Source organism: Streptomyces sp. DSM 118878 (assembly GCF_052936595.1).
Window position 1 is genome coordinate 5,521,966 of record NZ_CP193622.1, and the last position, 19,033, is coordinate 5,540,998.

General features: G+C 69.5%; 20 protein-coding genes. 6 read left to right on the forward strand and 14 right to left on the reverse strand.

Features of this window, described 5'->3' with window-relative positions:
• Nucleotides 1-71: 71 nt before the first annotated feature.
• From fomD to ACRAKF_RS24700, 3 genes are all read right to left on the reverse strand, one after another.
• Complete coding sequence (gene fomD / locus ACRAKF_RS24690; protein WP_447039620.1) at nt 72-755, reverse strand: cytidylyl-2-hydroxypropylphosphonate hydrolase; 684 nt, start codon at nt 753-755, stop codon at nt 72-74.
• Between the two features lie 57 nt (nt 756-812).
• Nucleotides 813-2,225 carry a class II fumarate hydratase gene (locus tag ACRAKF_RS24695; protein WP_447039622.1) on the reverse strand — a complete coding sequence of 471 codons (1,413 nt, stop codon included), beginning with the start codon at nt 2,223-2,225 and terminating at the stop codon, nt 813-815.
• 177 nt (nt 2,226-2,402) lie between these two features.
• Complete coding sequence (locus ACRAKF_RS24700) at nt 2,403-4,088, reverse strand: fumarate hydratase (protein WP_447039624.1); 1,686 nt, start codon at nt 4,086-4,088, stop codon at nt 2,403-2,405.
• 171 nt (nt 4,089-4,259) lie between these two features.
• On the opposite strand from ACRAKF_RS24700, the gene ACRAKF_RS24705 reads away from it, so the two are divergent.
• Nucleotides 4,260-4,946 carry a DUF1707 SHOCT-like domain-containing protein gene (locus ACRAKF_RS24705; protein ID WP_447039626.1) on the forward strand — a complete coding sequence of 229 codons (687 nt, stop codon included), beginning with the start codon at nt 4,260-4,262 and terminating at the stop codon, nt 4,944-4,946.
• 126 nt (nt 4,947-5,072) lie between these two features.
• The gene (locus tag ACRAKF_RS24710) at nt 5,073-5,480 is read left to right on the forward strand and encodes a WhiB family transcriptional regulator (protein ID WP_447039628.1); all 408 of its coding nucleotides are present in this window, start codon (nt 5,073-5,075) and stop codon (nt 5,478-5,480) included.
• An 89-nt stretch (nt 5,481-5,569) separates the two neighbouring features.
• Here the strand turns inward: ACRAKF_RS24710 and glpX are convergent, their stop codons facing one another.
• Nucleotides 5,570-6,601, reverse strand: coding sequence for a class II fructose-bisphosphatase (gene glpX / locus ACRAKF_RS24715; RefSeq protein ID WP_447039630.1), 1,032 nt, complete (start codon nt 6,599-6,601; stop codon nt 5,570-5,572).
• Between the two features lie 216 nt (nt 6,602-6,817).
• Between glpX and ACRAKF_RS24720 the strand changes: the two genes are divergently transcribed.
• Entirely contained in the window at nt 6,818-7,336 is a 519-nt protein-coding gene (locus tag ACRAKF_RS24720) for a DUF4245 domain-containing protein (protein ID WP_447039632.1), read from the forward strand.
• Nucleotides 7,337-7,452: 116 nt separating this feature from the next.
• Here the strand turns inward: ACRAKF_RS24720 and ACRAKF_RS24725 are convergent, their stop codons facing one another.
• The 4 genes from ACRAKF_RS24725 to ACRAKF_RS24740 all read right to left on the reverse strand — a co-directional run bounded on the left by ACRAKF_RS24725 (nt 7,453) and on the right by ACRAKF_RS24740 (nt 11,321).
• Complete coding sequence (locus tag ACRAKF_RS24725) at nt 7,453-8,043, reverse strand: malonic semialdehyde reductase (RefSeq protein ID WP_447039634.1); 591 nt, start codon at nt 8,041-8,043, stop codon at nt 7,453-7,455.
• 222 nt (nt 8,044-8,265) lie between these two features.
• A complete protein-coding gene (locus tag ACRAKF_RS24730; protein ID WP_447039635.1) occupies nt 8,266-8,550 on the reverse strand; it encodes an exodeoxyribonuclease VII small subunit in 285 nt (94 codons plus the stop codon).
• 9 nt (nt 8,551-8,559) lie between these two features.
• Nucleotides 8,560-9,819, reverse strand: a complete 1,260-nt coding sequence (gene xseA / locus ACRAKF_RS24735) for an exodeoxyribonuclease VII large subunit (RefSeq protein WP_447039637.1) — start codon at nt 9,817-9,819, stop codon at nt 8,560-8,562.
• A gap of 110 nt (nt 9,820-9,929) precedes the next feature.
• Nucleotides 9,930-11,321, reverse strand: a complete 1,392-nt coding sequence (locus ACRAKF_RS24740) for an APC family permease (protein WP_447039639.1) — start codon at nt 11,319-11,321, stop codon at nt 9,930-9,932.
• Between the two features lie 97 nt (nt 11,322-11,418).
• On the opposite strand from ACRAKF_RS24740, the gene ACRAKF_RS24745 reads away from it, so the two are divergent.
• A complete protein-coding gene (locus ACRAKF_RS24745; protein WP_447039641.1) occupies nt 11,419-12,411 on the forward strand; it encodes a 4-hydroxy-3-methylbut-2-enyl diphosphate reductase in 993 nt (330 codons plus the stop codon).
• Nucleotides 12,412-12,531: 120 nt separating this feature from the next.
• Nucleotides 12,532-13,269 (forward strand): polyphosphate--glucose phosphotransferase, encoded by a 738-nt coding sequence (gene ppgK, locus ACRAKF_RS24750; RefSeq protein WP_447039643.1) that lies wholly within the window; start codon nt 12,532-12,534, stop codon nt 13,267-13,269.
• A 52-nt stretch (nt 13,270-13,321) separates the two neighbouring features.
• Here the strand turns inward: ppgK and ACRAKF_RS24755 are convergent, their stop codons facing one another.
• Nucleotides 13,322-13,960: a DUF6542 domain-containing protein gene (locus ACRAKF_RS24755; RefSeq protein WP_447039645.1), complete on the reverse strand. Its 639-nt coding sequence runs from the start codon at nt 13,958-13,960 to the stop codon at nt 13,322-13,324.
• A gap of 358 nt (nt 13,961-14,318) precedes the next feature.
• On the opposite strand from ACRAKF_RS24755, the gene ychF reads away from it, so the two are divergent.
• On the forward strand, nt 14,319-15,407 hold the full coding sequence (gene ychF, locus ACRAKF_RS24760; protein WP_447039647.1) for a redox-regulated ATPase YchF: 1,089 nt from the start codon (nt 14,319-14,321) through the stop codon (nt 15,405-15,407).
• A gap of 473 nt (nt 15,408-15,880) precedes the next feature.
• Here the strand turns inward: ychF and ACRAKF_RS24765 are convergent, their stop codons facing one another.
• The 5 genes from ACRAKF_RS24765 to ACRAKF_RS24785 form a co-directional block, all read right to left on the reverse strand.
• Complete coding sequence (locus tag ACRAKF_RS24765) at nt 15,881-16,288, reverse strand: PIN domain-containing protein (RefSeq protein WP_403901887.1); 408 nt, start codon at nt 16,286-16,288, stop codon at nt 15,881-15,883.
• Nucleotides 16,285-16,560 (reverse strand): hypothetical protein, encoded by a 276-nt coding sequence (locus tag ACRAKF_RS24770; RefSeq protein ID WP_447039650.1) that lies wholly within the window; start codon nt 16,558-16,560, stop codon nt 16,285-16,287. Before ACRAKF_RS24770 ends, ACRAKF_RS24765 begins: the two co-directional genes overlap by 4 nt.
• A gap of 248 nt (nt 16,561-16,808) precedes the next feature.
• The gene (locus ACRAKF_RS24775) at nt 16,809-17,444 is read right to left on the reverse strand and encodes a DUF998 domain-containing protein (protein ID WP_447039651.1); all 636 of its coding nucleotides are present in this window, start codon (nt 17,442-17,444) and stop codon (nt 16,809-16,811) included.
• 366 nt (nt 17,445-17,810) lie between these two features.
• On the reverse strand, nt 17,811-18,014 hold the full coding sequence (locus ACRAKF_RS24780) for a DUF397 domain-containing protein (protein WP_447039653.1): 204 nt from the start codon (nt 18,012-18,014) through the stop codon (nt 17,811-17,813).
• A gap of 16 nt (nt 18,015-18,030) precedes the next feature.
• Nucleotides 18,031-18,876 (reverse strand): helix-turn-helix domain-containing protein, encoded by an 846-nt coding sequence (locus ACRAKF_RS24785; protein WP_447039655.1) that lies wholly within the window; start codon nt 18,874-18,876, stop codon nt 18,031-18,033.
• Between the last annotated feature and the right edge of the window lie 157 nt (nt 18,877-19,033).

Sequence of the window (19,033 nt, forward strand, 5' to 3'; positions counted from 1 at the left end):
CGCGGAGTTGCTGCTGTGCGCCCTTGCGGAGGACGATCCTACGTTTGAACCACGGGGGCGCATCAAGGGTCTCATGACGACACATGCGCGGGCGTACGGTCCCAGTCATCCGGGAGTGAGGGTACGTCCCAGGACGGATCGGGGCGCCAGCGCTGCCATCCGTCCGAAAACGGTGGCCCCCAGGCATCGATCACGCCAAGGGCGGCCCGGCCCGCGGCCCGGACGCCGGCGGCTTTCTCCTGGTCCATCAGGCCCACCCGCACCGCCTGCGCGAACTCGTCCTCGTCGTGCCACTGCCAGCTCCGGTCCGGCCGCACGGAGATGTCCAGAAAATGATCCTCGGAGTCCACTCCGGCCGCCCAACGCACCCCGGGCTCCTCCAGGTTCACGTACCAGTTCTTGAACTGCCAGCCGTGGTCCCAGAAGAGCCACACCGACCACGGCTCGCCGGGACGCGCCAGCTTCAGCACGCCGGTGCCGACCCAGTGGCTCCTGCTGACCGTGCGCGGCTTGGTGTAGCGGGTGGCGAGCGGCTCGCGGTGCACCGGCGTCCCGTCGGCAAGCACCGGCTTCACGCACTCGGTGCCGGGCGCCATCCACACGGCGAGCAGCGACGCGGTGTCCTGGACGACGGTGACGGGACGGCAGATGTGGAAGCGGTCCCCGGCGTTCTCGCGGTACCGCCACAAGATGTGGTCACCGGGGGCCCACCTGGCCGCTCCGCCGCCCGCCGTCTTTCCGTCGAGGTCTGTCATGGACAGATATTAGACGCCGTCACCGGACGGGGCCCCTGAGTCGCACGGGTTCCACCGTTAGGGGCGGGTCATCCGCAGCACGTCCAGGGCCTCGTCGAGCTGTTCGAGGGTGAGGGCGCCCCGCTCGACGTAACCGGAATCCAGGACGACCTCGCGGATCGTCTTCTGCTCGGCGAGGGACTTCTTCGCCACCTTCGCCGCCTCCTCGTACCCGATGTACTTGTTCAGCGGCGTCACGACGGACGGCGAGGACTCGGCGTACTCCCTGGCCCGCTCGCGGTGGGCGGTGATGCCGTCGACCGTCCGGTCGGCGAGCAGCCGCGAGACGTTGGCGAGGAGGCGGATCGACTCCAGGACGTTCTTGGCGATCACCGGGAGCATGACGTTGAGCTCGAAGTTGCCCGCGGCGCCCGCCGCGGCGACCGTCGCGTCGTTCCCCGTGACCTGGACGGCGACCATCAGGGCGGCCTCGGGGATGACCGGGTTCACCTTGCCCGGCATGATCGAGGAGCCGGGCTGAAGGTCCGGCAGGCTGATCTCGGCGAGGCCGGTGCGCGGGCCCGAGGCCATCCACCGCAGGTCGTTGGCGATCTTCGTCAGGCCCACGCCGATGGTCCGGAGCTGCCCGCTGGTCTCCACGATGCCGTCGCGCGCGCCCTGCGCCTCGAAGTGGTCGCGGGCCTCGGTCAGCGGCAGGCCCGTGGCCCGCGCGATCTCCTCGATGACGGCGGCGGAGAAACCGGGCGGGGTGTTGATGCCGGTGCCCACGGCCGTGCCGCCGAGCGGCAGTTCGGCCAGGCGGGGCAGCGAGGCCGTCAGCCGCTCGACGCCGTACCGCACCTGGGCCGCGTATCCGGCGAACTCCTGGCCGAGCGTGACGGGCGTGGCGTCCATGAGGTGCGTGCGCCCGGACTTCACCACGTCCGCGAACTCCTCGGCCTTGCGCTCCAGGGCGGCGGCGAGGTGTTCGAGGGCCGGGATCAGGTCGCCGGTGACCGCGCCGGTCGCCGCGATGTGGATCGAGGAGGGGAAGACGTCGTTCGAGGACTGCGAGGCGTTGACGTGGTCGTTCGGGTGTACGTCGCGGCCGAGCCGCTCGGTGGCGAGCGTGGCGAGGACTTCGTTGGTGTTCATGTTGGACGAGGTGCCGGAGCCGGTCTGGAAGACGTCCACGGGGAAGTGCGCGTCCCATCGCCCCTCCACGACCTCGGCCGCCGCGTCCGCGATGGCTTCGGCGATGTCCTTGTCGAGCACGCCGAGGGACGCGTTGACCTTGGCGGCGGCCGCCTTGATCTGCGCGAGGGCCGCGATGTGGGCCCGCTCGATGCGCTGCCCGGAGATGGGGAAGTTCTCCACCGCGCGCTGGGTCTGGGCCCGCCACTTGGCGTCCGCGGGGACCCGCACCTCGCCCATGGAGTCGTGCTCGGTCCGGTACCCGCCGGTGCGGTCGTCGCTGACGTCGCTGGTCATGCCGTGAACCTACCTCTCCGCTCAAACCCCGTCGAAAGCCGAAAAGCCTCGAAAAGTTGAGCGCGTGTCTTGTTCGGGCTATTCCCGTGCCCCGCACCCGCCCGTACGAAAAGGCCCTGCCCACGCGCGCGTGGACAGGGCCCTTTCGATACCGCTACGCCAGTACTGGTACTACCGCTACGCCAGGCCGGGCCCGCGCACCGGGATGTGCGTGAACGTGGGCTCCGGGGCCGGGTTCTGGAAGAAGTCGTTGCCCTTGTCGTCGACGACGATGAAGGCGGGGAAGTCCTCGACCTCGATCTTCCAGACCGCCTCCATGCCGAGCTCCTCGTACTCGACGACCTCGACCTTCTTGATGCAGTCCTGGGCCAGGCGCGCGGCGGGGCCGCCGATCGAGCCGAGGTAGAAGCCGCCGTGCGCCTCGCACGCGTCGGTGACCTGCTTGCTCCGGTTGCCCTTGGCCAGCATGACCTTGGAGCCGCCGGCCGCCTGGAACTGCTCCACGTAGGAGTCCATGCGCCCGGCCGTGGTCGGCCCGAAGGAGCCGGAGGCGTAACCCTCGGGGGTCTTCGCGGGGCCCGCGTAGTACACGGGGTGGTCCTTCAGGTACTGCGGCATCTCCTCGCCCGCGTCGAGCCGCTCCTTGATCTTGGCGTGCGCGATGTCACGGGCCACGACCAGCGGCCCGGTCAGCGAGAGGCGGGTCTTCACCGGGTGCCTGGTCAGCTCGGCGAGGATCGCGTCCATGGGCTGGTTGAGGTCGATCCTCACGACGTCGGCAGCCGTGGCGTCCTCGTCGAGGTGCTCGTCGGTCGTCTCCGGCAGGAACCGCGCCGGGTCCGTCTCCAACTGCTCCAGGAAGACGCCCTCCGCGGTGATCTTCGCGGTGGCCTGGCGGTCGGCCGAACAGGAGACGGCGATGGCGACGGGCAGCGAGGCGCCGTGCCGGGGCAGTCGCACCACGCGCACGTCGTGGCAGAAGTACTTGCCGCCGAACTGCGCGCCGATGCCGATCTTCTGGGTGAGCTCGAAGACCTTCTCCTCCAGCTCCTTGTCCCGGAAGCCGTGGCCGGTCGGGGAGCCCTCGGCGGGCAGCTCGTCCAGGTAGTGCGCGGAGGCGTACTTCGCGGTCTTCAGGGCGAACTCGGCGGACGTGCCGCCGACGACGATCGCCAGGTGGTACGGCGGGCACGCGGCCGTGCCCAGCGAGCGGATCTTCTCCTCCAGGAACTTCATCATGGAGGCCTCGTTCAGGACGGCCTTCGTCTCCTGGTAGAGGAACGACTTGTTCGCCGAGCCGCCGCCCTTGGCCATGAAGAGGAACTTGTAGGCGCCGCCGTCGGTCGCGTACAGCTCGATCTGCGCGGGCAGGTTGGAGCCGGTGTTCTTCTCGTCCCACATGGTCAGCGGGGCCATCTGGGAGTACCGGAGATTGAGCTTCGTGTACGCGTCGAAGATGCCCCGGGAGAGCGCCTCCTCGTCGCCGCCCTCGGTGAGGACGTTCTGGCCGCGCTTGCCCATGACGATGGCGGTGCCGGTGTCCTGGCACATGGGAAGCACGCCCGCGGCGGCGATGTTCGCGTTCTTCAGCAGGTCGAGCGCCACGAACTTGTCGTTGCCCGACGCCTCGGGGTCGTCGATGATGCGCCGCAGCTGGGCCAGGTGCGCGGGCCGCAGGTAGTGCTGGATGTCGTGGATGGCCTCGGCGGCGAGCTCGCGCAGGGCCTCCGGCTCGACCTTGAGGAACGTCCGCCCGTCGGCCTCGAAGGTGGAGACGCCCTCGGCGGTCACCAGCCGGTACGGGGTGGTGTCCTCTCCCAATGGGAGCAGATCGGAGTACGCAAACTCTGGCATTACGGCCATTCCTCACTCGACAGGCAGCGGCGCGGCCTCCATTGGCGACGCGCCCACCAGCGTAGAACGCCCCGGACAGGACCGGTCTGTGAGGTAAGGCTCAGTAGGGCCGGCGGTCCGCCGCGCCGGGTTGTCCACAGGGGCTAGTCGCGATCTATCGCGAGTGGGTACGCTGCTGGCGTGGACCTCGAAAAGCGCCCCTCGCAGCCCGCCCCCGCCGCGGCCGGACCCACCGGCTCGCTCCGTGCCTCCGACGCCGACCGTGACCGCACGGCCGACATCCTCCGCGAGGCCCTGGCGGAGGGCCGCCTCACCGCGGAGGAGCACTCCGAGCGCATCGACGGGGTCTATCGCGCGAAGACCATGGCCGAGCTGGAGCCGCTGGTCGACGACCTGCCCGCGGCGCACGGCGGGCCGCGGGCCGCGCATGCCCCCGACCCCGCCCCGTCCAGGCCGTCGCCGGGCGCGGTCCCGCCGGTCGCCGACGAGAACCTGGTCGCGGTGCTCAGCGGCAGCGTGCGCAAGGGCCGCTGGCGCGTCGCCCGCCGCACCCATGCCTATGCCGTCTTCGGCAGCGTCGAGATCGACCTGAGCGAGGCGATCTTCGAGCAGCGCCAGGTGGTCATCAAGGCGGTCGCCGTCTTCGGCTCGGTCGAGATCCGCGTCCCGGAGAACGTCTCGCTGCGAGGCAGCGGCACGGGCGTCCTCGGCAGCTTCGAGGTGGACACCCTCGACTCGCCCGACCAGGACGCCCCGGTCGTCTTCGTGGACGGCACGGCGATCTTCGGGAGCGTCGAGGCGCGGCCCAAGCGCGGTCGGCTCGTGCGCGATCTGCATCGACAGCTACGCAAGCACTTGGGTCACTGACGCCCCACCCGTTGTGCACGGGAGGGGCGCGTTCGCGTCGATCGGAACTCAGTGCATAGGCGCGTACACAGCGGGTAGAGCTGCTGCATCGTCTCTCGCTCGCGAAGCCGTCGTCAGGAGTAGGCCGTGCTGCAACCGTCGCATCAGTCCTCGCAGGTCGCCGCAGTGCCGGCTGATGGGGCCTCCCCTGCACGAGCGAATGCCGGTGCCTGGGGAAGAGGTCCCGTGCGGGACCGCAACGATGACGCCCCATGGCATACGGAAGCCGTGTGCCGGCGTGATGAGGCGGGACTGTTCTTCGCCCCGTCCAAGGAGCCGACCGCGGCGCGGCTCTCCCGGGAGGAGGCGGCCAAGCGCGTCTGCGCCCGCTGCCCCGTCATGGTCGAGTGCCGCGAGCACGCCCTGCTCCAGCCCGAGCCGTACGGCGTGTGGGGCGGGCTCACCGCCGCCGAGCGCCGCGTGGTCCTGGCGCGGCGCCGCAGGCATGACATGGAGCTCAAGCAGGCGGCGCACTCGATAGCCGCCGCCGGCTGACCGGCCGTACGAACGAACGATGGGGGCGCTCCCCGCACGGGGCGCCCCCATCGTCTACTTCATCGCTACTTCACCGTCTACTTCATCGACTACTTCGCGCGGTCGAAGTCGACGGCGCTGTAGGCGCGCAGCTTCGACAGCCGGTGGTCGGAGTCGATCTTGCGGATCGTGCCCGACTTGGAGCGCATGACCAGCGAGGACGTCGAGGCGTTGGCCGCGCGGTAGCGGACGCCCTGGAGCAGCTCGCCGTCGGTGATGCCGGTCGCGACGAAGAAGACGTTGTCGCCCTTGACCAGGTCGTCCGTCGAGAGCGTGCGGTCCAGGTCGTGGCCCGCGTCGATGGCGCGCCCGCGCTCGGCGTCGTCCTTGGGCCACAGCTTGCCCTGGATCACACCGCCCAGGCACTTGATCGCGCAGGCCGAGATGATGCCCTCGGGGGTGCCGCCGATGCCCATCAGGAGGTCGACGCCGGTGCCCTCGCGCACGGCCATGACCGACCCGGCGACATCGCCGTCCGAGATGAACTTGATGCGCGCGCCGGTCTCCCGGATCTCCTTGACGATGCCCTCGTGGCGGGGACGGTCGAGGATCATGACCGTGACGTCCTCGGGCGAGGAGTTCTTGGCCTTGGCGACCCGGCGGATGTTGACCGACGCGGGGGCGTTGATGTCCACGTAGTCCGCGGCCTCCGGGCCGGTGACCAGCTTGTCCATGTAGAAGACCGCGGACGGGTCGAACATCGCGCCGCGGTCGGCGGCGGCGAGCACGGCGATGGCGTTCGGCATCCCCTTCGCGCAGAGGGTCGTGCCGTCGATCGGGTCGACGGCGATGTCGACCTCGGCGCCGGTGCCGTCGCCGATGTTCTCCCCGTTGAAGAGCATCGGGGCTTCGTCCTTCTCGCCCTCGCCGATGACGACGACGCCGTTCATCGAGACGGTGGAGACGAGGGTCCGCATGGCCCTGACGGCGGCGCCGTCCGCGCCGTTCTTGTCACCGCGGCCGACCCAGCGGCCCGCGGCCATGGCGGCGGCCTCGGTGACCCGGACGAGCTCCAGGGCGAGGTTGCGGTCGGGAGCCTCGGGAGAGACCTCGAGCTCGGACGGGAGATGATGCTCGGTCATCGGAGAGCACCTTTCTGCTGATACAAAATGGCGCGCCCGTAGGGCGTCCTCGGAAGGGCGGTGGCGGGAGACGGGAGGGGCGGCCGGATGAGGGTGTGCTCGTGACTCTATCCGCAGGCCGACAAAATGAGCAGTGGGCCCCACGCATGAGCGGAACCGGGCGCCGGTACGGATACCGGGGGAAGGTCCGCTTACCCGGCCTGAGAGCATGGGGGCGTGGCAGGCAGACAAGGCAACCAGACCGTCAAGAACATGCTGTGGTCGTTGGTGGTGATCGCCCTGGTGGCAGGCGTGATCTACATCTTCATCCCGCACGACGAGTCCAAGACCCCGGTGAAGCGCGTCGACTACCGGGTGGAACTCCTGACGGCCCGGCGCGCCGCGGCCTATCCCGTGGCCGCGCCCGAGGGTCTGGCCAAGGAGTGGAAGCCGACGTCGGTGCGGTTCAACGGCGCCGAGCACGACAGCTGGCACCTGGGCTTCCTCGACCCGGACGGCGAGTACGTGGCGCTGAAGCAGTCCACCGCCGAGCCGGCCAAGTTCATCGAGAAGGCCACCCGGGAGGCGCGGAAGACCGACGCCACGGAGAAGATCGCCGGCCGCACCTGGCAGCGCTACCAGGGTCCGACGTACGACGCCCTGGTGAACACGGAGAAGGACGCGACGACGGTGATCGCGGGCACGGCCTCGTTCGGGCAGCTCACGAAGATGGCGGAGTCGCTGAAGACGGCCTGACGTGGCGTACGGCTACCGCGTACGCGTGAAGGGCCCCCGGCGGTGTGCGCCGGGGGCCCTTCACGTGGCTGGTGCGAGGGGGTCGCTCAGTGTCCCTCGGCGTCCCTCAGTGTCGCTCAGACCGTGGTGACGACGTCCTCGTAGGACAGGCGCGGGGAGCGCGGGAACCAGGCGTCCTCGCCGGGCTTGCCGATGTTGATCACCATCAGCGGGGTGTGGTCGCCGTCCAGGAACTCCTTCTGGAGGCCGGCCGGGTCGTAACCGGTCATCGGGCCCGCGGCGAGACCGGCGGCGCGCACGCCGATGATGAAGTACGCGGCCTGCAGCGTGGCGTTCACCAGGGCGGCCTGCTCACGGGCGGGGCGCTCGGAGAAGAAGGCGTCCTTGGCCTGCGGGAAGTGCGGGAACAGCGCCGGGAGCTCCTCGTGGAACTCGTTGTCGGCGGAGAGGATCGCGACCAGCGGCGCCGCCGAGGTCTTGGGGCGGTTGCCCTCGGCCATGTGCTGCACGAGGCGCTCGCGGGCCTCGGGGGAGCGGACCAGGGTGACGCGCAGCGGCGACTGGTTGAAGGCGGTCGGGCCGTACTTGACCAGGTCGTAGATCGCCTGGACCTGCTCGTCGGTGACCGGCTCGTCGGTGAAGGTGTTCGCGGTGCGGGCCTCGCGGAAGAGCAGGTCCTGGGCGGCGGGGTCAAGGGCGAGAGACATGGATCAACCTTCTCGGTACGTGCGTGCGATGTGTTGTGGATCAACTGGCACGACCGACCGTACGACAAGTGACGTTTAAGATTCAACCAAAACTGGGTCCTCGTGATCCGCTTCACAGGGTTCTGTCTCAATAGCGACTGTTTGGATCGACTGTCTGGCCGGTCCGGAGCGACTGTCTGGATCGACTGTGTGTCCGGTCCGGTCCGGTCAGGTCCGGTGCGGTCAGCCCTCGTCGTCCGCTGCGGTGTCCGCGGCTTCGGTGTCCGCGCCGCCGCCGTCATCGGCGTCAGGCCCCGCGAGGGCCGCGTCCAGGCGGGCGCGGGCGCCGTCGAGCCAGCGGCGGCAGATCTTGGCCAGCTCCTCGCCGCGCTCCCACAGGGCGAGCGACTCCTCCAGGGTCGTACCGCCCGTTTCGAGGCGGCGTACGACCTCGATGAGCTCGTCCCGGGCCTGCTCGTACCCGAGCGCGTCCGCGGAGCCCGCGGTCCCGTCCGTTGTGCTGGTCATGCGCCCACCCTAAATCTCGGCATTGTCCGCGTCGGCCGCGGCTTCATCGGCTTCATCGGCTTGCCCCATGGTCCGTACGGTGAACTCGCCCTCGGCGACCCGGGCCCGCAGCTCCTCGTCGGCGGTCACGTCGGCGGGGGCCCTGATGACCGTGCCGTCCGGTTTCTGGAGCACCGCGTACCCCCGCTGGAGCGTCGCCGCGGGGGAGAGGGCCACCACGCGCGCGTGGGTGTGCGTCAGCTCCGAACCCGCCCGGTCGAGGAGGTGCCCGAGCGTGCGGCGGTTGCGGTCCACGAGGGCGGATACCTGCTCCTCGCGCTCCTCGACCATGCGGTGCGGATGCTCCATCGAGGGCCGGCCCAGCGCGTGGGCGAGACCCCGGTCCTCCCGGTCCAGGAAGGCGTCCATGCAGCGCCGGGCGCGGTCCCGCAGCCACCGCACCCGCTCGTACTCCTCCCCGACGTCCGGCACGACCTTCTTGGCCGCGTCGGTGGGCGTGGAGGCGCGCAGGTCCGCCACGAGGTCGAGGAGGGGACTGTCCGGCTCGTGGCCGATCGCCGAGACCACCGGCGTACGGCACGAGGCCACCGCGCGGATGAGCTGCTCGTCGGAGAACGGCAGCAGGTCCTCCACGCTGCCGCCGCCCCGCGCCACGACGATCACGTCGACCTCGTCGAGCGCGTCGAGGTCCTTCACGGCCTGCACGACCTGCGGCACCGCGTGCACGCCCTGCACCGGGACGTTGCGCACCTCGAAGCGGACGGCGGGCCAGCGGTGCCGCGCGTTCTCCAGGACGTCCCGCTCGGCGGCCGAGGCGCGGCCCGTGACCAGGCCGATGAGCTGCGGCAGGAACGGCAGCGGCTTCTTGCGCTCTGGGGCGAACAGTCCCTCTCCGGCGAGGCGCTTCTTGAGCTGCTCGATGCGGGCGAGCAGCTCACCGACGCCGACCGGCTTTATCTCGGCGGCACGCAGGGAGAGCTGACCCCGCGGGGCATACCACTCGGGCTTCGCGTGGACGACGACGCGGGCGCCCTCGGAGACGACGTCGGCCACGGCGTCGAAGACCTGGCGGTAACAGGTGACGCTGATCGAGATGTCGTGCGAGGGGTCGCGGAGCGTCATGAAGACGACGCCGGCGCCGGGCCTCCGGGACAGCTGGGTGATCTGCCCCTCGACCCACACGGCACCGAGCCGATCGATCCAGCCGCCGATCAGCCGCGACACCTGCCCGACGGGCAGCGGCGCGTCGGCGGACGTGTTGAGAGCCATGCGGTGAGCGTAGCCGCCGGGTCTGACAGAGCCGACGTTCGTTCGGCGCGGGCTTGGTGCGGGGCGAACGGACGGGTGGACGGGAAGGGAATCCGCCGCGAAGCGGCGGCCTAGACCACCCGCCGCCCCCGCTGAACAAGAAGGACGGCCAGTCCCACGACGAGCCACACCGCCCCGACGACCTGCGCGGAGCCCGCCGCCTCCCAGATGACCGCCACGGTGATCACGGCCCCAAGCACGGGAACCAGCCCATGCCGCCACCAGCTAAAGAGCCCCCCTTGCCGCACGGCGAACCACCCCACCACGCTCGCGTGCAGCAGCAGGAACGCGGTGAGCGCCCCGATGTCGACCACCGACACCAGGTGGTCCATCCCGTCGTCCCGCCGAGCCGCCCACACCGCGGCCACCAACGTCACGACAGCGGCACAGAGCAGTGCCACCCGAGGCGTACCGGAGTCGGTCCGGGCGAGCACCTTCGGCAGCCGCCGGCCCCTGGCCATGGCGAACAGCAGCCGCCCCGCCGCGGCCTGCCCGGCCAGCGCGGCGAACGCGGCGCCGATGGCCTTGCTGACGGCCACGAGATCGTGCAGCCACGATCCGGCCGCCGAGTCGACCGCGTCGTAGAAGGCCGTGCCCTGCTTGACCGGCTCCGCGGCGAGCTCGGCGGAGGACAGCGGCTCCAGGAGGGCCACCAGGTACGTCTGGGCGATGAAGAGCACACCGGCGAGCGCCAGGCAGAACAGCACGGCCCGCGCGACCTTCGCCGAGCCGCCCGTCACCTCCTCCGCGAAGGAGGCGATGGCGTCGAAGCCCAGGTAGGAGAGGACGGCGATGGACACCGCCCCCACCACGGCGGACAGCGCGAACGCACCCTGCGAGCCGTCACCGGTCAGCGGGGAGAGCCAGTCCCGCTGGGCACCGTCCCTGGCGAGGACGACCACGGCGGCGACGACGAAGACGAGGAGCACCACGATCTCCATGGCGAGCACGGCGAAACCGACCCGCGCGGCCGTCCGTACCCCCCACAGGTTCAGCAAGGTCGTGATGAGCACCGCGAGGGCCGTCCACACCCACCGCGACACCGACGGCACGAGCGAGTTCATGGCGATGCCGGAGAAGAGATAGGCGACCGCGGGGATGAGCAGGTAGTCGAGCATCGCCATCCACCCGGCGATGAACCCGAAGCCTTTTCCGAGCCCCGCGCTCGCGTAGGCGAAGACGGACCCCGCCTGGGGGACGACCCGCACCATCTGGGCGTAACTGAACGCGGTGAACGCCATGGCGACCGTGGCGATCAGGTAGACGAGGGCGACGGCTCCGTGCGACTTCGCGTCGAGCGTCCCGAAGACGCCGACGGGCGCCATGGGGGCGATGAAGAGCAGACCGTAGACGACGAGGTCGCGGAAGCCCAGACTGCGCCGCAGCCTCGGGTCGTCGGCGGACTCGACGCCCGCCGCGTGGGCTCCCTCACCGGCGGTCTCACCGGCGGTCTCACCGGACATCGTGCCTCCGTGCCTCCGTGGATCAGCGCGCGGGATCGGCGCAGGCCTTCAGTCTCCCCAACGGGGCGATCTTTGACGCGCTGGACGCGGCCTTACGATGGGTGGCATGACTGCAACGCCTGGCTCCCGCCGTGTCCTGCTCGCCGCTCCCCGTGGCTACTGCGCGGGCGTGGACCGTGCCGTGATCGCCGTCGAGAAGGCCCTGGAGCAGTACGGGGCCCCGATCTACGTCCGCCACGAGATCGTGCACAACAAATACGTGGTGCAGACCCTGGAGAAGAAGGGCGCCATCTTCGTCGAGGAGACGGCGGAGGTCCCCGAGGGCTCCATCGTGATGTTCTCCGCGCACGGCGTGGCCCCGACCGTCCACGCGGAGGCCGCCGAGCGCAAGCTGGCGACGATCGACGCGACGTGCCCGCTGGTCACCAAGGTGCACAAGGAGGCCGTCCGGTTCGCCAATGACGACTTCGACATCCTCCTGATCGGCCACGAGGGCCACGAGGAGGTCATCGGCACGTCCGGTGAGGCGCCCGAGCACATCACGCTCGTCGACGGCCCCGACGACGTCGCGAACGTCGAGGTCCGCGACCCGGACAAGGTCGTCTGGCTCTCCCAGACCACGCTCTCCGTCGACGAGACGATGGAGACGGTCGACGCCCTCAAGGGCAAGTTCCCGAACCTGCTCTCGCCGCCCAGCGACGACATCTGCTACGCCACGCAGAACCGCCAGATCGCGGTGAAGAAGCTCGCCGAGGACGCCGAGCTGGTCATCGTCGTCGGTTCCAAGAACTCCTCCAACTCCATCCGCATGGTCGAGGTCGCCCTCGACGCGGGCGCCCCCGCGTCGCACCTGGTCGACGGCGCCGACGAGATCGACGAGGCGTGGCTCGAAGGCGTGACCACGGTCGGCCTGACCTCCGGCGCCTCCGTGCCCGACGTACTGGTGGACGGCGTCATCGAGTGGCTCGCCGAGCGTGGCTACGGCGACGTCGAGACGGTGAAGACGGCCGAGGAGTCGATCACCTTCTCGCTGCCCAAGGAGCTCCGCAAGGACCTGCGGGCCGAGGCGGCGAAGCTGTCGCAGGGCTGATCACGGGTGGCGGCGCCGCCCCAGCCCGATCGGACGGCGGCGGCGATGCTGCGCGCCGGCGGTGAAGCTGCGGCGACGGTGAAGCTGCGCCGGCGCTGATCCGGGTCGTACGGTGGGGCCATGGAGATCTTCGGTGTGGACATCGGCGGCTCAGGGATCAAGGGCGCTCCCGTGGACGTTGACCGCGGAGAACTGACCCAGGAGCGGCACAAGGTCCTGACCCCCCATCCGGCGACGCCCGAAGCGGTGGTCGCGGGTGTGTGCGAGGTCGTGGAGCACTTCGGCTGGAAGGGGCCCGTCGGCGCCACGTTCCCCGGCGTGATCACCGGCGGCACGGCGCGCACGGCGGCCAACGTCGACAAGAGCTGGATCGGTACGGACATCCGGAAGCTGGTCTCGGACCGTCTCGGCGCCCCCGTGACCGTACTCAACGACGCGGACGCGGCGGGCGTCGCCGAGATGCACTTCGGCGCGGGCAAGGACCGCAAGGGCACGGTCCTGCTGCTCACCCTCGGCACGGGCATCGGCAGCGCCCTGTTCACCGGCGGGCGCCTGGTGCCCAACACCGAGCTGGGGCACCTCGAACTGAACGGCCACGACGCGGAGAAGCGCGCCTCCTCCAAGGCCCGCGAGGACGAGGACCTGAGCTGGGAGCACTGGGCCCACCGGGTGCAGAAGTACCTCGCGCACGTGGAGATGCTGTTCTCGCCGGAGCTGTTCATCATCGGCGGCGGAGTGAGCCGCAAGGCGCACAAGTTCCTGCCGCTGATCGAGGGCATCTCCGCGGAGATCGTCCCGGCGCAGCTCCAGAACAACGCCGGCATCGTGGGAGCGGCGATGGCGGCGAGCGAGGCGTAGCTCGCCGTCGTTCAGGGCCGTTCCGGGTCGGGCCGGCCATCAGGCCTGGCTGTCAGACGGCGGGTACGCGTTTGGCGCCCGCAGGCCGGCGGGCGGCGGCGGCCGGCGGCTTCGGTGGCCGGCGCTGCTCGGCCATCAGCCGGATCTTGCGTACGCACACGATGAGCCCGGCGATGAGCGTGCCCCCGTACAGCCAGCCCGCGTGCAGCGCGAGCGACGTCACGAGGCCCATGAGGCGGCCGCCGAACCCGGTGCCTTCGGAGATCGGCAGGATTCCGGTGGCGAAGGCGATCGGCACCCCGATGGGCGCGGTGACCAGGTCCGCGGGGCGCACCCACAGCGCGGTGAGCGTGGCGACGGGCAGGAACAGCACCCCGTAGGCGACGAGTGAGCCGTCGAAGAGCAGCCCCAGCAGGCAGGCGAGCAGGAACAGCACGCCGGTGCAGAACAGGCCACTGCCGAGCCCGGTCAGGCGCGGGTTCGGCATCCGCCGCAGGGAGCGGACGAGCGGTGAGCGGCGCAGGGCCCGTACCAGCGGAGGGGCGGGCCGACGCGGGCGCGGCGCGGCCCGGTACACCGTGCCTGGCTCGACCGCCCGGCCCTGCGAGGGCAGCGGGGCGGTCCGACGGGGCCTGGCCGCGGCGGGCGCCTTCGGTTCGGTCTGAGGGGGACGCGTCCTGTGTTGCTCCACTGGTCCAACCTAGGTCGGCTTCCGCGCGGATTCAGCAGTGAGACACGCCTTTGGCGTGACCTTGGCCATGCGTTCGACGTGGTGGCGGACGGGTACGGGCCAGACGAACGCCCGGGCGTGTCGGAGGGGGCCGGGTGACCGGTCGGGGCGGCGGCGGCAAGCCGTAGACTGGTGGATCGGCCCACCCTCGTCACACGAACTTCGAACCTCGAATCCCGACCTCGGACCTCGAACCTCGAACCTCGAATCTTGAACCTCGACGCTCGACGCTCGACGCTCGAATCGAGACTCTCGAACTTCGGATCTCGTGTACGAAGGGGACCGTCCCACCCAGCCCTGACGTACGGGAAGTCGCAACGTGTCGCTCACGATCGGAATCGTCGGTCTGCCGAATGTCGGCAAGTCGACCCTGTTCAACGCCCTGACCAAGAACGACGTGCTGGCGGCCAACTACCCGTTCGCCACGATCGAGCCGAACGTCGGCGTGGTCGGTGTCCCCGACCCCCGCCTGACGAAACTGGCCGAGATCTTTTCCTCGCAGCGCGTCCTGCCCGCCACGGTCGACTTCGTCGACATCGCCGGCATCGTGCGCGGCGCGAGCGAGGGCGAGGGCCTGGGCAACAAGTTCCTCGCGAACATCCGTGAGTCGGACGCGATCTGCCAGGTCATCCGCGCCTTCAAGGACGAGAACGTCGTGCATGTGGACGGCAAGGTCTCGCCCAAGGACGACATCGAGACGATCAACACCGAGCTGATCCTCGCCGACCTCCAGACGATCGAGAAGGTCCTGCCGCGCCTCCAGAAGGAGTCGCGCATCAAGAAGGACATCGCGCCGAAGGTGGCGGCGGTGGAGGCGGCCAAGGAGATCCTGGAGAAGGGCGACACCCTGTTCTCCCAGGGCATCGTCCAGGGCTCGGGCAAGGAAGAGCTCCTGCACGACCTGCACCTCCTGACCACGAAGCCCTTCCTCTACGTCTTCAACGTCGACGAGGAGGAGCTGACGGACGACGACTTCAAGGCCGCGCAGAGCGCCCTGGTCGCCCCCGCCGAGGCGATCTTCCTCAACGCCAAGCTGGAGTCGGACCTCGCCGAGCTCGACGACGAGGAGGCCCTCGAACTCCTCCAGTCCGTCGGCCAGGAAGAGCCCGGCCTCGCCACCCTCGCCCACGTCGGCTTCCGCACCCTCGGCCTCCAGACCTACCTGACGGCAGGCCCGAAGGAATCCCGCGCCTGGACCATCAAGAAGGGCGCGACGGCCCCCGAGGCGGCCGGCGTCATCCACACGGACTTCCAGAAGGGCTTCATCAAGGCGGAGGTCATCTCCTTCGCCGACCTGGTGGAGACGGGCTCGGTGGCAGAGGCCCGCGCGAAGGGCAAGGCGCGCATGGAGGGCAAGGAGTATGTGATGCAGGACGGGGATGTGGTGGAGTTCCGCTTCAACGTGTAGCGGGTGACTTAACACCACTTCGCTGATCTGGCAGACATGCAGGTCAGATGGGGCCCGACTCTTGGAGGTCGGGCCCTTTGGCTTTTCCCGTGCTGGGATGGGATGAGAACGCCCGTGCTGGGATGTGCGCTGTTCGGTGCCGCGTAGCGGGAGTTCCAGAGCAGAATCTCCGCCGCCGCACCATCCGCTCCGCCGTGTGCGAGCTGATGGACGCGCTTCCCTTCCTCTACTTCGCCGCAGCCGGCCCTGGACGCAGGGCAAAGGGCAGCTCGGAGGGGTGCGGCCGTGCCTCCCCCGGCCGGTGACGGCGTCGCGATACCGCACGCGAGCCCGAGCGAGGGAGGAGCGTTACGCGGGGACTGTATCCGTGGCATCGGTCGGTCGCGCTCCTGCCCGTCGGGCAGCGGGGCGGGATCGATCAAGCAATGACGCCCCCAGGCTCACGTGACGGCTCGGGAGGGTAGACGCCAAGCTCAGACATCCTTGATCTGTACGCGGTCGCCGCACAGTTTCGACCAGTCGTCGCGGTCCGAGGTCAGCACGAGTACGGGTGCCGGGGAGCGGAGCGCCATCGCTGCGACGAGGGCGTCGATGGCGTACTTGTGGCCGTGCAGGCCGCCGGCGTCGCTCAGCAGCTGCACCGCGGTGAGACTGTCCGCCTGGGTAACGTCCTGGACCTGAAGGCGGGAGAGAAGCCAGCGCAGTCGGGCGGCGTCCGTCTTCCCGTAGACGGCCTCCACCACCGTCAGGGCCGATACGAGGACGGGCACGCCTACGCGCCGGGCGGCCTCGATTCGGGTGATCATCTGGCGGTCGTTGCGCAGCAGTAGTGACAGCGCCTGGGAGTCGAGCACCAGGGACCTGGCCGCGGGCTCCTTCATGCGGCGCTGTCGTTCGACGCGTAGGGCGCCGGTGCGTCACCAAACAGATCGCTCTGCGCGGCCTGGACCTCGGCATCGCTCAGCGGCTCGTGCTCGGCTTCGTAGGCGGCCACGATCTCGGCGAGGCCATCCATCGCGAGCTGATGCCGGACCGCCGCCGTCACATATGCGGACACGCCGCGCTTGCCGGTACGCGCGCGCAGAGCGCCGAGGAGTTCCGAGGGCATCGAGACGGAGATGTTCTCCGTGCCGCCGGGGCGGGATGACTTCATGGCCACAAGTCTAGTACACAAACTATTACAGCGCCTGGAGCGCTGCGCGGCGGCCTGTATCCGGGGCGGGCGTTGATGCGTAGTCTTGGCGCTTCTGGATCTTCTTGTACTTTGCAGTGCATCCCGTGCTGGGATGGTGCTGGGATGCAGGGTGGAGCGGCACAACGTCGAACTCACCGGCAAGGTGGATGAGACTCGGTCCGGCCCCGATGCCGCACGAGAGGCCGACCGGGACCTGACCGGGGCTCTCAACCAGCGTGGCTGAGAGGTTCTGCCGGCGTCGCCTCGTGCACACGACCTGCCCGACGGATGACGCCACGAACGCCGACGGCCAGCGCCCAGACCAGGAGAGGAAGAGCAGCGACCCGTTCCATACCCCCCATGCCGAGACCGAGGTAGTGGCGGGAGAGGAACAGTCCGAGGGCCGTGATCGCTGTGGCTCCCAACAAGCTGGTGCCCCACCGCAGGGGGGTCGGTATGTGTTCTGCCAGGGCGAACCCTGCCAGGACGAGACCGATGTTGCCCGCCGCCATGATGAGGAGAGCGCCAAGGACATGCTGGTTCTCGTTGACGTCCGCAGGAGCCAGCCCGGCCAGCACGAAGCCCATACCGGCACTGGCGAGCAGTAGGCGGGCCACGGCGGCGGCCCGGCCTCCGCGCCATAGGGCACCACCGATGAGGGCGGCGCCAGCAACGAGCAGCACTCCCAGGGCGATGAAGGAAACATTCATCAGGCCATGCTCGGGGGAACAGATGTACCGCGGTTCAGGCTCTGGCTGCAGAGCGCAGTGAGCGTTGCCCAAGTCGCTGATGTTGTTCCGTGCCCAGCTATACGGTCTGGCCCAAGCCGACTCGGCGATCCCGTGGATGACGAAGAACTGCACTACGCCCACGATCCATGCCGAGTACCCGATCCGGTCTCTCACCTGTCTACCTTCCGCCACGCGAACAACGTGCGGACAGTCGACCACGCGGTGCCGGACTCAGGCGCTCCGACGAGCCCCCTGGCCCAGGGTGGGGCAGACCCTACTGCGCGGAGGCACAGGAGTTCGCGGAACGAGGCTCATGACAGTCGAACCCTTGGCTCTTTCCCGTGCTGGGATTGCGCTGGGATCGGACAGGGATGCCCGCCGAATGTGTCGGCCGCGCTGGCCGGCAGAGGCGGGCACGGGCGTGGCGTGCGCCGCGTGGACGCTATTCGGGCTCGCAGCCGGGGGCGATGGCTTCGTCGGGTGCGGGTCCCTGCCAGGTCAGGCCGTTGGGGACGCCGGGTGGCTGGTGTTGCGGTTCATGAAGGAGATGAGTGCGGAGAAGGCGTCGGGGGTGGTGGTGACTATGGCTGCGCGGGGGTCGGCGGACTCGGTCAGGATGATGTGATCGGCGTCGGCGGCGACGTGGACGCAGGAGTCGCCTTGCGCGCAGTAGGACGACTTCTGCCAGGTGCGTATAGGCATGGGGATTCCGATTCCTTCACAAGCTCTTGGCGACGGTGTGGATGAAGTCCCGTGAGGCTTGCACGGGCAGTGCGATGGCTTCCATGCGCTCGATCAGTACGCGGTACTTGGACAGTTGGGCCTCCGCGTCCAGGAAGACCGGGCCGTGCGATTGATCCAGGTGCACTGTGTCGAGACCCGGTACGGGGCCGTACGAGTAGAAGATCGCCTGTCCGGATCCGGCGAAGGAGCCGGCGCTGAAGGGGAGTACCTGGATCGTGACCCCAGGCCGTTCGCTCATGTCGATCAGGTGATGAAGCTGCCCCTTGGTGACGGCGGGCCCGCCCAATCGCATCCGCAACGCGGCTTCGTGGATGATCGCGTGATAGGGAGTCGGCTCCTCCCGGAACAGGACGGCCTGCCGCTTGACGCGGAACGAGACGCGATGCTCGATCTCCGGTGGCGTAATGGCGGGAACGTCCTGGCGGAAGATCTCGCGGGCGTGCTCGGCGGTCTGCAGCAGCCCGGGGATGTGCACCGTGATCGCCGTACGCATGCGCCGGGCGTGGTGTTCCACCTCGGCCAGATCGAGCAGCGCGGCGGGCAGTATGGCGCGGTACTCCTCCCACCACCCTCGTACGCGCTCGCCTGCCATGCTCGCCAAAGCGTCGACCAGTGCCGGGTCCGCGCAGTCGTAGTGGTGGGCCAGAGCGCGTACGCGGTCGGGGCTGACGCCCATGCGCCCCGACTCGGTGTTGCTGACCTGATTCTGTTTCACGCCGAGTAGTTGACTGGCCTGAGTGGAGGTCAGTCCGGCGCGCTCACGCAGTTTGCGCAGCTCGGAACCGAGGCGTAGTTGACGCCCTGTCGGGTTGCTCCGCACTGACTCGGCGCCTCCTTGGTGATCCGGTCACCCACAAGGGTGGTAGACGAGAGCTTTGCGCTGTTCTCGATAAGACTTTATCGGAGCTCCGCTACCTTGAAACCAGGCGCCTCGCCCAGAAGTATCCCGCTCGACGGAGCGACCTGGTCACTGGGCA

Coding starts and splice junctions, on each gene's coding strand:
- fomD (WP_447039620.1), bottom strand. CDS start 755: ATGACAGACCTCGACGGAAAGACGGCGGGCGGCGGAGCGGCCAGGTGG.
- ACRAKF_RS24695 (WP_447039622.1), bottom strand. CDS start 2,225: ATGACCAGCGACGTCAGCGACGACCGCACCGGCGGGTACCGGACCGAG.
- ACRAKF_RS24700 (WP_447039624.1), bottom strand. CDS start 4,088: ATGGCCGTAATGCCAGAGTTTGCGTACTCCGATCTGCTCCCATTGGGA.
- glpX (WP_447039630.1), bottom strand. CDS start 6,601: ATGACCGAGCATCATCTCCCGTCCGAGCTCGAGGTCTCTCCCGAGGCT.
- ACRAKF_RS24725 (WP_447039634.1), bottom strand. CDS start 8,043: ATGTCTCTCGCCCTTGACCCCGCCGCCCAGGACCTGCTCTTCCGCGAG.
- ACRAKF_RS24730 (WP_447039635.1), bottom strand. CDS start 8,550: ATGACCAGCACAACGGACGGGACCGCGGGCTCCGCGGACGCGCTCGGG.
- xseA (WP_447039637.1), bottom strand. CDS start 9,819: ATGGCTCTCAACACGTCCGCCGACGCGCCGCTGCCCGTCGGGCAGGTG.
- ACRAKF_RS24740 (WP_447039639.1), bottom strand. CDS start 11,321: ATGTCCGGTGAGACCGCCGGTGAGACCGCCGGTGAGGGAGCCCACGCG.
- ACRAKF_RS24745 (WP_447039641.1), top strand. CDS start 11,419: ATGGGTGGCATGACTGCAACGCCTGGCTCCCGCCGTGTCCTGCTCGCC.
- ppgK (WP_447039643.1), top strand. CDS start 12,532: ATGGAGATCTTCGGTGTGGACATCGGCGGCTCAGGGATCAAGGGCGCT.
- ACRAKF_RS24765 (WP_403901887.1), bottom strand. CDS start 16,288: ATGAAGGAGCCCGCGGCCAGGTCCCTGGTGCTCGACTCCCAGGCGCTG.
- ACRAKF_RS24770 (WP_447039650.1), bottom strand. CDS start 16,560: ATGAAGTCATCCCGCCCCGGCGGCACGGAGAACATCTCCGTCTCGATG.
- ACRAKF_RS24780 (WP_447039653.1), bottom strand. CDS start 18,014: ATGCCTATACGCACCTGGCAGAAGTCGTCCTACTGCGCGCAAGGCGAC.